At 65.5% G+C, this 10,714-nt stretch carries 8 protein-coding genes and 1 pseudogene; 4 read left to right on the top strand and 5 right to left on the bottom strand.

Going from position 1 to position 10,714, the window contains the following annotated elements:
• Positions 1-131 precede the first annotated feature (131 nt).
• Together Q0O95_RS11400 and Q0O95_RS11405 are read left to right on the top strand one after the other, a co-directional pair.
• The gene (locus tag Q0O95_RS11400) at positions 132-1,253 is read left to right on the top strand and encodes a DUF917 domain-containing protein (RefSeq protein WP_293698665.1); all 1,122 of its coding nucleotides are present in this window, start codon (positions 132-134) and stop codon (positions 1,251-1,253) included.
• On the top strand, positions 1,250-2,809 hold the full coding sequence (locus tag Q0O95_RS11405; RefSeq protein ID WP_293698667.1) for a hydantoinase/oxoprolinase family protein: 1,560 nt from the start codon (positions 1,250-1,252) through the stop codon (positions 2,807-2,809). The genes Q0O95_RS11400 and Q0O95_RS11405 overlap by 4 nt, the downstream gene beginning before the upstream one ends.
• Positions 2,810-2,811: 2 nt before the next feature.
• On the opposite strand, the pseudogene Q0O95_RS11410 reads toward Q0O95_RS11405, so the two are convergent.
• From Q0O95_RS11410 to Q0O95_RS11430, 5 genes and pseudogenes are all read right to left on the bottom strand, one after another.
• A pseudogene (locus Q0O95_RS11410) lies at positions 2,812-2,937 on the bottom strand (tautomerase family protein); the annotation flags it as partial.
• Between the two features lie 125 nt (positions 2,938-3,062).
• The gene (locus tag Q0O95_RS11415) at positions 3,063-4,505 is read right to left on the bottom strand and encodes an HNH endonuclease signature motif containing protein (protein ID WP_293698669.1); all 1,443 of its coding nucleotides are present in this window, start codon (positions 4,503-4,505) and stop codon (positions 3,063-3,065) included.
• 227 nt (positions 4,506-4,732) lie between these two features.
• The gene (locus tag Q0O95_RS11420; protein ID WP_293698671.1) at positions 4,733-5,464 is read right to left on the bottom strand and encodes a sulfite exporter TauE/SafE family protein; all 732 of its coding nucleotides are present in this window, start codon (positions 5,462-5,464) and stop codon (positions 4,733-4,735) included.
• An 88-nt stretch (positions 5,465-5,552) separates the two neighbouring features.
• Positions 5,553-7,586, bottom strand: coding sequence for an alpha/beta fold hydrolase (locus Q0O95_RS11425; RefSeq protein ID WP_293698673.1), 2,034 nt, complete (start codon positions 7,584-7,586; stop codon positions 5,553-5,555).
• Between the two features lie 46 nt (positions 7,587-7,632).
• A complete protein-coding gene (locus Q0O95_RS11430) occupies positions 7,633-8,937 on the bottom strand; it encodes an isocitrate lyase/phosphoenolpyruvate mutase family protein (protein ID WP_293698676.1) in 1,305 nt (434 codons plus the stop codon).
• A gap of 64 nt (positions 8,938-9,001) precedes the next feature.
• On the opposite strand from Q0O95_RS11430, the gene Q0O95_RS11435 reads away from it, so the two are divergent.
• Both Q0O95_RS11435 and Q0O95_RS11440 read left to right on the top strand, forming a co-directional pair.
• Entirely contained in the window at positions 9,002-9,688 is a 687-nt protein-coding gene (locus Q0O95_RS11435) for a winged helix-turn-helix domain-containing protein (RefSeq protein WP_293698679.1), read from the top strand.
• Positions 9,689-9,841: 153 nt separating this feature from the next.
• Positions 9,842-10,666: an SDR family oxidoreductase gene (locus Q0O95_RS11440; RefSeq protein ID WP_293698682.1), complete on the top strand. Its 825-nt coding sequence runs from the start codon at positions 9,842-9,844 to the stop codon at positions 10,664-10,666.
• Positions 10,667-10,714 lie beyond the last annotated feature (48 nt).

Raw genomic sequence — 10,714 nt, forward strand, 5'->3', positions numbered from 1 at the left:
TCGGCCTCGTGACTTTGACGACCATCCCGGCACTCGACGGCCTCATCGTCGGGTTTATCGCCGCGCTCGCATTCGAGCTCGCGCTTCGACGGAAGGCCGGTAAAACAGTCATCGAAGGAGTCGAAGTCTAAATGCAGGAGACCCGCATATCTGTCGACGATATCGACGACATCGCTCTGGGCGCTACCGTTCTCGGCACCGGTGGCGGGGGCGACCCCCACGTTGGCGCCCTGACCGCGAAGCGACTCATCCGCCTGCACGGCGATGTTGAGCTGATGCCGCTCGACCGGCTCTCCGATGACGACTTCGTCGTTCCCATCGGCGGCATCGGCGCACCGTCGGTCAGTGTCGAGCGCATCATGGCCGAGTCCGAACTCCTGCAGGCCCTCGAAGCAGCCGAACGCGCGACGGGCCGCAAGCCCACGGCTGTTATGCCTATCGAAGTGGGCGGCGGCAACTCCATGATCCCGATCGCTGCCGCTGCGATCGCCGGGCTGCCCGTCGTGGATGCCGACGCGATGGGCCGCGCATTCCCCGAAGCGCAAATGGTGACCTTCCACCTCGCCGGCTTCAAGCCCGGCGTCACCGTCATGACCGACCATCACGGCAACGAGGTCGTGACCCGCCCCGTGGACGGCCGCTGGTCGGAGCGACTCGCCCGCTCGGTGACAGTGGAGATGGGAGGAGCCGCGACGATGATCGATTACATGTACGGCGGCGACGTCGTGCGACAAGTGGGCATCCCCGGCACACTCTCCCTCGCGAAGCGCATAGGGCAGGTACTGAATGCTCGTCTCGGGGACCACTCCGACGTCGATCCCGTCCGAAAGCTGATTCGGGAGCTGAACGCTCATCACCTCTTCGACGGCAAGGTCGTCGACCTGCAACGCGGCTTCGAAGCGGGGTTCACTCGCGGCTCCGCAGAACTGCAAGGCATCGGCGAATTCCGCGGTTCGCGCTTCGAGCTGCTGTTCCAGAACGAGATGCTGCTCGCGCGCCGCGATGGTCGGGCAGCTGCGGTCACGCCCGACCTGATCGCCGTCATCGACGCTTCATCCGGACGCCCCATCACGACAGAAGGCATCCGCTACGGTACCCGCATCACCGTGATCGGCATGCCCGCGGACGAGCGCTGGCGGACTCCGGAGGGGCTCGCAACTGCTGGACCGCGATACTTCGGCTTCGATGTCGACTGGGAGCCGATCGAGACCCTCGCTGCGCGAGCAGCCGTGGGAACGGAGGAATCGAATTGAGCAAGTACCGTCTCGGAATCGACGTCGGGGGCACCAACACCGACGCGGTGGTTCTCGACAACGAAACTCTGGAAGTCGTGGCCGCGGTAAAGACCCCCACGACCCTCGATCCGAGCGAAGGCGTCATCGCCTCGATCGACGCAGTACTGTCTGCTTCTGGCGTCGAGCCCTCCTCGATCGCGTTCGCAATGCTCGGCACCACACACGCAACCAACGCGATCGTCGAGCGGCGCGGGTTGGGCCGTGTAGGCGTCCTCCGTATCGCAGCACCGGCGACGACCGCTGTGCCTCCTCTCGAAGGATGGCCGGACGCTCTCCGTCGAGCGGTAGGAAATCACGCGCACATCGTTTCTGGCGGTCTCGAGATCGACGGCAGGCCCATCGCCGACCTTGATACCGGCGAGATCCGCACCGCCTGTCGCGCGATGCGAGGCGAGGTCGATGCAGTCGCCGTTGTCGGAGTATTCTCTCCCATCGACGCCTTCCAGGAAGAGGCTGTCGCTTCGATCGTCGTGGAAGAACTCGGGGTTCCCGTATCGCAATCTGCCCAACTCGGGTCGCTCGGCCTGCTCGAGCGCGAGAACGCGACCGTCCTGAACGCGGCACTCATTGAAACCCTTCGATCGATGGCCGAAGGCTTGAATGCGGCACTCCGACAGCGGGGTATCGACGCGCGCATGTACTTCGGGCAGAACGATGGCACGCTCATGGCGGTCGACTACGCGCTGCAGTTCCCCGTTTTGACCATCGGCGGTGGCCCGACGAACTCGATCCGCGGAGCAGCTCACCTCTCAGGGCTCACTGACGGTCTGGTCGTCGACATCGGTGGCACCACGACCGACGTCGGGATGCTCGTGCAGGGCTTTCCGCGACAATCCGCGGATGCCGTCACCCTGGGCGACGTTCGCACGAACTTCCGGATGCCCGACATCCTCTCGATCGGCCTCGGAGGAGGGACGATCGTTCGGAGTCACGATTCGGATACCGGCAACGTCGTGACCGTCGGACCGGACAGCGTCGGTTACCGTCTCACGACCGAGGCTCGCTCGTTCGGAGGCTCGACACTCACCGCGACCGACATCGCGATCGCATCCGGCAGCGCATCGATCGAGGGCATCCGGCCGGTCCCTTTACGCTCGGAACTTGTAGCTGCTGCTCGCGCCGAAATTCTCGAAATGTTGGAAGATGCCGTCGACCGAATGAAAACGAGCGCTGCTCCCGTGCCCGTCGTCCTCGTCGGCGGCGGCAGCATCATCGTCGACGCTCCCCTGGCCGGAGTCAGCAACATCGTCAGGCCCCCTCACCACGGTGCGGCGAACGCCGTCGGTGTGGCACTCGGGGATATTGCGGGCGAAGCGGAGAAGCTTGTTGCGACCGGCGATGCCCGGAAGCGGATGCGCGAAGCGGCCGCCGACGAGGCTATCGATCGCGCTGTTCGGGCGGGCGCAGACCCGGCGTCTGTCGAGACCACCTCGATCGACGAGCTGCCGGTGTCGTACTCCGCTGGCGAATCCGTACGAATTCGAGCGCGCGCGGTCGGCCGCCTGCGGGCTTAGTCACCGACGCCACCGAGTCGCTCCGCGATTTCGGCGTAGAGGCGCTGCTTCTGCTCGTCACTGCGGCCGCGCTGCGTGAAGATCTGCACGATGACCGGGTCGGTGCGCTCGAAGCCGAGCCCGGCATCCAGTCCGGAATGGGGCATCGAGGATCGACAGTGCTGGATGCGGCACGACATTCGGCCCAGGAGGGGCGATCAGTCGAGATCGAAGAGCAGCCGGGCTAGAACGGCAGGTGACTAGAACGGCCCGGTTAGAACGGCACGTGTTCTTTCGGCACGGGCTCGGAAGGCAATGACCAGCCGGTGTCGAGTGCCCTTGCGGGATGCTCGATGGAGGGTGGCGACATCGCGGTCGGAACGGGTTCGGGTTTGACCCTGTGCCGACACCCTCCAGGGTCGATCCAGACCAACTCACCGGGCCTCACCTGCATGACCGTCCAGCCCGCGTTCGGGCCCAGATGATGTTTCAGGACGTGGTGGCGCCGACACAGAGCGGCGAGGTTCGCCGGCGTCGTAGGCCCGCCGTACTGCCAGTCTCGTGTGTGATCGAGATCTGCCCGACTTGCGGGCTGATGACAGCCCGGGAACCGGCACGTCTGGTCACGCCCGATGATCAGCCTGCGGAGGGATGCCGTCGGCTGGTAGATGTCTGCCGTTACCGCTACGCCGGTGACGGGGTCGGTGAAAAGCCTCGTCCATGACGTGGCTCCTGCCGCCAGCAGCAACGCAGTCTTGTCGTCGATCAGGGTGCCATCGGGCAACTCTGCCCCGGATACCCCGTCGAGGGTCTTGCCGTTGGTCAGGAGTGTCGCCGGCATGGTGACGGTGACCCGCGGTGAGAGGCCGGCCATGAAACCCGCTCCATCAGCCGATTCCGTGGCGCCGGTGATCAGCAGTGCCATGGCGCTATCGCTCATGAACTGCGGGAGGTTTCGGTCGTCCTTAGCGTCCCGCTCCCGGAATGCTTGACGTAGGCGATCCATGGCCGCTGCTGCCAGCGCGGGTGATGTCTTGATCGTGAGGTGCGTCATGCCGTCGTTCTGCTGCGTCAGCCACACGGCACGATCCTGTGCCGCGTCGTCTTGCTCTTCCTGCGTCGGGGTCCGGAGCTGCCGAGCGACTCTGTTCGCGAGACGTCGTAGCTGACCGGGTGTTTTCCGGCTTGCGTACGGCAGTACCCGCGACTCGAACTCCTCGAGTTGCTCCTCATCGAGCTCGGCGCTTGCGGCCTGCAGGGTTCTCACGTGCCCTATGTGGATCTCGCCGTCCATCCACGCGATCAGCGTGTTCGGCAGCGATCGCTGCAGTGCGGCAGCATCGTCGATCTGCCCGCGCACGGCCCGCTCCGATTTGCGCTGATACACCGCGAGCGAGGGAAAGACCTCGTCGCACAGCGTCTCGTAGAGCTCACCCGACTCACCGTCCTGATGGCGCTCGAGCTGATCGATCAGCGACTGCACTTCCGAGCGGAAACCCTCGCGAAGCGCCATGACCTTCTCGACGTCTCTCTCGAGTTCCTTCAACCGCTCAAGCTGCAGGTCGAGCGCGTTCCTGAGGTCGATGTGCGCGCGAGCCAGCACGATCGAATCGAACGGAACATCCCCGACACCGAACGTGCCATCGGCGTAGTGCTCGATGTCGCGCTCGGACCAGCGGGGTTCCATGTCGAAGTAGACGTTCACATCGATCGACATTTGGTTCACCCCCGGGGTTCGTCGCTGCTTTGCTGACTCACTATTCATCGTGCACCGGACCTCTGACACGAACGCGCGCAGAACCCCCGCAAAGCCCCAAAGTTTCAACCATTGGTTGAAGTGAAATGCTCTCGGTGCAGCTTCTGCCGGGGCCAGTGCGCTCTGTAACCTTCTTGATGCGAGCATCCTCTTCGGACTTGTGGGGGCATCCCACGAACCGCTGGAGGTCACTGGCCGGCGAAGAGACCGTACAGCGCTCTCGCGAACACCAAGGCAGCGCCCACCCACGCGACCGCATACATCGCGATGCGCGCATACGCGATGGGCAATCTCCTCGACGCCGGGCCACCCAGCCACACTCCGATGGCCACGACGATCACAAGCGCACCGATCTCGATCACCGAGCCGCTCTGCGGCAGCCCGCGCCAGGCAAGCGTGAGCAGGTGATAGGCGATGAATACGATCTGCACGGTCGCGATAAAGCGTGCCCTCTCCCATCGCTGACTTGCGGCATAGGCGATGATAGGAGGCCCCGACAATCCGCTGATGAGGTGCAGGAAACCTGCGGTGCCGCCGGCCAGCACGCCTCCGGTTCGCCCTTTCCAAACCCCTGAGAATCCGGGAATCCAGGAGGCTGCGAGGCTGAAAATCGCGGTAGCTCCGACAATCAGCAGAAGCACGTTCTGCTGCGCAGACCAGGTCAGGAGAGCAGCGAGCGGGGATACAACGATCGCCGGCGCAACGAGCAGCGGAACCCTGCGCCATTCGATGTGCCGATACATGGAAATGCTCATCACGGCGGACGCGACCACACCGAGCAGGACCACGACTCGCACACCGTCATGGGGGCCGAGAAAGAGCACGAGAAGAGGCGTGGCCACGAGCGCGAAACCGACCCCGGTCACGCGTTGCAGCAGCGCTGCCACCAGAACTACAAGAGCGGTGAACGCCAGGATCATGTGCTCGATTCCCCTTCGATCAACCCGGACCGCTTGCGAAGGGCGGGGAGATCGCCCGGAAGAACGACCTCCCCGCACCCACCAGCGGCTAGCCGAGCGTCGCCGGTCGCTCCCACTGCTTGCCGCGCACGTGCTCGTCGAGGAAGGCGATGAACGTCTCGTACCAGACCTGCGCGTTGCCGCGGCCGAGGATCCAGTGGCCCTCATCGGGGAAGTACAGGTAGCGGTGTCGCGTGCGCCCGTTCTCGTCGCGAGGGGTCGAGGAGAACGCGTTGAGGTCATACCAGAGGTGGTGGCCCTGCGCGATCGGCACCCGATAGTCCTTGTCGCCGTGGATGACCAGCATCGGCACGACGATGTCGGCGACGGAATCCTTGGGGTTATAGGTGAGGTTCTGTGTCCGCATGGGAGCTTCCCAACCCGCGTTGTCGGTCGTGTGGCCCATCGAGTCGGTGTCCCAGAGCGACGCGTGCGTCACAATGCACTTGAACCTGTCGCCCGTGTGCCCCGCAACCCAGTTCGCCATGTAGCCGCCGTAGCTGCCGCCACCGAGCGCCGTGCGCGTCTCATCGATGTCATCGCGCTGCACGGTCACGTCCGTGAGCGCCATGATGTCGGTGAACGGCGCACCTCCGAGCTCGTGCTGCCCGCGATCGATCATGGCCTGCCCGTAGCCTGTCGAGATCGCCGGGTCCGGCATCAGCACCGCGTATCCCGCCGCGACGAACGGGTTCGGGTTCCAGCGGTACGTCCAGGCGTTCCACGAGCCCCACGGGCCCCCGTGTGCGAAGACGACGAGGGGATGCGGGCCCTCACCATCCGGAACACGCAGCCAAGCGCGGAGGGCGCTGCCGTCCTCCGCTGTTGTCGTCACCTCGGTGAGGGAACCCGTCTGCTCGATGTCGTCGACGGGGTTCGCGAGCTTCTCCACCGCTCCCGTCCCCGGGTCGATGCTCACGCCGTGAGGAGCGCGGGCGATGCCGGAAGCGACAGCGGCAACACGGTCACCTGCGACACCGACACCGCTGAACGCGAGCTCCTGCTCGGGGCCACCGGCGAGCCGGCGCGGCGCAGTGTCGCCGAGGCCGCCGATCCAGACCGAGCCCCGGCCCTGATCGTCACTGCCGGCGACCAGCGTCTCGTCATCGAGCCAGACTGGCGCGGCCCAGTGGTCGAATTCGGGCCAGAGGTCGGTCAGTTCGCCGCTCTCGACGTCCCAAACGAACAGCCTCTGCCCCATCGACTCCGTTTCGGTCCAGGTGCGGTACTGCCCGACGACAACGCGCGAGCCGTCGGGGCTGAACTCGACGGGCCCGAATTCGTACTCTGCGGATGCGTCGAACACGAGCCGGGGCTCCTCGCTGCCCGCAAGGTCCAGCAGGTACACGCGGTACACGCCGAGCAGATCGTCGAAGGAGTCCGACATCGACACGAGCGCCCTGGCTCCTGCTCGATCGGCGATCCATCCCTGCAGTCTTCCGGCCGGCATCGTGACGTGACGGAAGTGCAGCAGCTGCTTCTTCGTGTCGTCCTGCTCATCCGCGCTGTCGGCGTCGGATGTCGCCTCCGCGGTCCAGAGGTCTTCCGGCAGATCGGCAACGGCGAGCACCTGGCGCGCGGGGCCGAGATCTTGATCCCAGTAGCGGGTCGGGAACTCCGAGGTCAGCGCAGCCGTGACCTTCGCCTCCTTGCGCTTCTTCGAGAGGTCGGCGTGCTCGGATTCTCCGCTCGCCTGCGAGTGCACGGTCAGCTCCGCGATGAGCCGGCCGCCTCCCAGGTGCAGCTTGCCGAACCCGCCGGGGCGAGAGGCCAGCTCACGCGCTTCTCCGCGCGGCGGCAGTGCCCACAGCTGCGCATCATCGGCTTCCTTGCCGTCTTCGCCGACGCGCTTCGACGTGAACAGCGTGCTGCCGTCCTCTGCCAGAGCAACCGAACCGATCGAAGCGTTACCGCGCGTCAGCGTAACGACGCGGTCGTCGATCAGTTCGGCGAGTTCGCTGCGGTACGCGGTACCGGCGGTGTTCAGACGAGACACCCGAGCGACGATCCTGCCCTTCGGTGTCGTGATCAGGCCGCTCAATCGGGCGGCGTCCAGAAGGTCAGAGATACTCGTGTCAGCCATAGTCTTTCGATCCTCGCACACGCCCGATCGCGGTGTCGCCGGTCGACTACTCTGCTGCAGCCAACCGGCAGAGTTCCTCGGCCTCCTCGTAACTCATGGCCTGCGGCACGGCGCCTCCCGAGCGATAGACGTCAACGGTGCTCACGGCCTGCGTCAGCGCAGCTCTGAACGGCAGCGAGCCCGTGCTCACGCGACGTACACCGAGTTCGCGCAGCCAGTCCAGCGGCAATTGCGCAAGCAGGTTGAGCGGGGTCGCACCGAGGTCTGCGACGAGTGCTCCGATCTGTTCCGCATCCCGCAGACCGGGCACGAACACCCCGTCGGCACCCGCTGCCGCATACGCTAGGGCTCGCTCGCGGGTCTCTTCTTCCTGCAACCCGAGCCAGTGGGTGTCGACTCGTGCGTTGACGAACATGTCGGGGGCCGCGCGTTTGAAGTCTCTGACGAGGGCCCGGTGCTCCGCGAGAGGCGCGAGCGCGTCTCCACGCCCATCTTCGAGATTGACGCCCGCGACGCCGATCTCCTGCAGCTCCGCGGCGAGAGGTTCGGGAGCCATCCCGAACCCGGCTTCGATATCGACGCTCACGGGGACAGGTAACCGCACAAGAGACCGTGCGAGCGCCATGGTTTCGCGATAGGTGGCGCCGCCCGCATCCGGCAGCCCGTGCGAGGCGGCGACTCCGAGACTCGTGGTGCCGACAGCCGAATACCCCCTCTGCACGAAGGCGGCGGCCGAGGCGAAGTCCCAGGCGTTTGGCAGCAGCAGCGGATCATCAGCGTTGTGAAGGTTCCTGAACGACAGTGCGCCTTCGGCGAGAGCAACCGCGTGTTCTCGCCCCGGGCATTCGTGGCGCCCCGCGCCGAATGGCCGGTTCTCGAGAGGAACGAGAATTTCTTCACCGCCGGGCGCTATCCGTCGCGTGGTGGGGACGGGAGGATCGTTCCCCGCGATCATCGATCGCGTCGCCGCACACGCCTGCACCAGGATCCCGATACGCGCCGCGGTTGCCTCATTCCAATCGTTGCCGGCCACGGCGACGAGGCGTGCAACGGCTGCGTCGGCCTCCGGAGTTACCGCATCGTGGGGTTGATAACTGGCCGCGACCGCTTCGATATCGGCGACGATGCCGCGAGGCAGTCCCATCGCCTCGGCGAGAGTGGCTACCGGATGGCCAGGACGACGGAGCGAGCCGGGTTCGATCGCGCCGAGCAGTGCGAGGACGAGCTCTCGGCGACGTTCGTGATCGGGGCCCTCGGAGAATCGTGCGACGTGTGCCCGAAGCCATGCCACGCCTTCGGTAGCGTGAGGAACGGGCGGAACCGTGAACCGCTGGTCGTCGAGGATGTCCATGCGCTCATTATGGGCGCGAAACACTTCGGTGGATGCCGAACAATGGCCGTGACACACTTGCTCTGTGACTGCAGAGAATCTCAGCTCGGTTGCAGGGGCGATGGCGGAGAAAACGCGCGCCAGGATGCTCGTTGCGCTTATGGACGGCAGGGCATGGACCGCGAGGGAACTCGCACGGCACGCCTGCGTCGCTGCTTCGACAGCCTCGGAACACTTGCACCGTCTGGTCGATTCGGGGCTCGTGATCGAGCATCGGCAAGGGCGACACCGCTACATCCGAATTGCGGGAACGCGCGTCGCCGCGGCTCTGGAATCGGTCGCTGCACTCGGGAATCAACCGGACACGCCCGTGCGAAGCCTCCGAGAATCCACTATCAAATCGCAACTCGGGCGCGCGCGAACCTGCTACGACCACTTGGCCGGCGCACTCGGCATCGCAATCACGGAAGCGCTGGTGCAGCAGCGCATCCTCGTCGACGAGTCGCTGGAACTCACGAGCGACGGCATGGCATGGTTCAGCGAGACCCTGCAATCCCCCTTCCTGCCGGGGCGCCGTCCGGCTACCCGCGCATGCTTGGACTGGACCGAGCGGCGACTGCACCTGGCCGGTGCGGCCGGGGCACACATCTTGACCGTCTTCAACGAGCGCCAATGGGTTCGACCGAAGAGAAGTAGTCGGGCTCTAATCGTCACACCCGCCGGCAGTCGAACCCTCAAGCGATTACTCCAGATCGAATTCGCGTCGGGCTGACTCACCGACCCTCTCCCGTGCAGTCGCATCCGGTGCGGGCGTCCGACGCCCGGTGTACGAGCCGCGCCGCATCCCTGGCATGTCTGCCATCCGTCGAATACGCTCGTTCAGGAGTCCAGCGAGGGGCTCCGCGACCGACACGAAGGGTTCACCATGACGCGAACTGCAATCATCACCGGCGCCGGATCCGGTATCGGCAAGGCAACGTACGAACTGTTGAAGAGTCGCGGTTATCGAGTCGTCGGTGTCGACCTGCGCGGGTCGGATATCGAAGGCGACCTCGGCACCCCTCAGGGGCGTCGGCAGGCCGCCGCGGACGCCCTTGCCGCAGCGGGCGGGAGCGTCGATGCTGTCGTCGCCGCGGCCGGCATTTCGGCGCCGATCGCGAAGACGAGCGCCGTCAACTACTTCGGCGTCGTCGAATTCCTGGATGCTCTGCGCGATTCCCTCGCGGAGTCGAGCAGCCCGCGGGTCGCCGTCATCAGCTCGTTCTCGTCGCTGCAGCCGAACAGCCCCGACCTGGTCGATGCGATGCTGGCGGGCGATGAAGAGCGAGCACTGCAGATCGGCGAAGCGGCCGCTGTGCAGGATGAAACGTCCGGCTTCGTGAACTACACATCGTCGAAGCGAGCGGTCGCAAGGTGGGTACGTCGGGCTGCCCCGTCACCCGAGTGGGCCGGAGAGGGCATCGCCATCAACGCCGTAGGTCCGGGTGTCGTGGTCACACCCATGACCGAAGAACTGCTCAAGACCGCGGGCGAAGCGCTCGACAAGCAACTGCCGATGCCCCTGAACGGGCACGCGAAGGCCGAGACCATCGCCGAGGTGCTCGCATTCCTGGTCAGCGAAGCCAATACCCACATGACGGGTCAGACGCTGTACATCGACGGAGGTGCAGAGGCGCTGCTGCGCGGGGACGACATCTGGAGCGCGTATCCACCCGTCGGCGGCGACGCCCCTGGCGACGCACCCGAGTAAGGCACGCTGACAGGGTGCCGGGAACCCCCTCTCGGCACCCTGTCCACG

The sequence above is a fragment of the uncultured Agrococcus sp. genome (assembly GCF_945915485.1).
In the GTDB taxonomy this organism is placed as follows: domain Bacteria; phylum Actinomycetota; class Actinomycetes; order Actinomycetales; family Microbacteriaceae; genus Agrococcus.

Coding starts and splice junctions, on each gene's coding strand:
- Q0O95_RS11400 (WP_293698665.1), top strand. CDS start 132: ATGCAGGAGACCCGCATATCTGTCGACGATATCGACGACATCGCTCTG.
- Q0O95_RS11415 (WP_293698669.1), bottom strand. CDS start 4,505: ATGTCGATCGATGTGAACGTCTACTTCGACATGGAACCCCGCTGGTCC.
- Q0O95_RS11420 (WP_293698671.1), bottom strand. CDS start 5,464: ATGATCCTGGCGTTCACCGCTCTTGTAGTTCTGGTGGCAGCGCTGCTG.
- Q0O95_RS11425 (WP_293698673.1), bottom strand. CDS start 7,586: ATGGCTGACACGAGTATCTCTGACCTTCTGGACGCCGCCCGATTGAGC.
- Q0O95_RS11430 (WP_293698676.1), bottom strand. CDS start 8,937: ATGGACATCCTCGACGACCAGCGGTTCACGGTTCCGCCCGTTCCTCAC.
- Q0O95_RS11440 (WP_293698682.1), top strand. CDS start 9,842: ATGACGCGAACTGCAATCATCACCGGCGCCGGATCCGGTATCGGCAAG.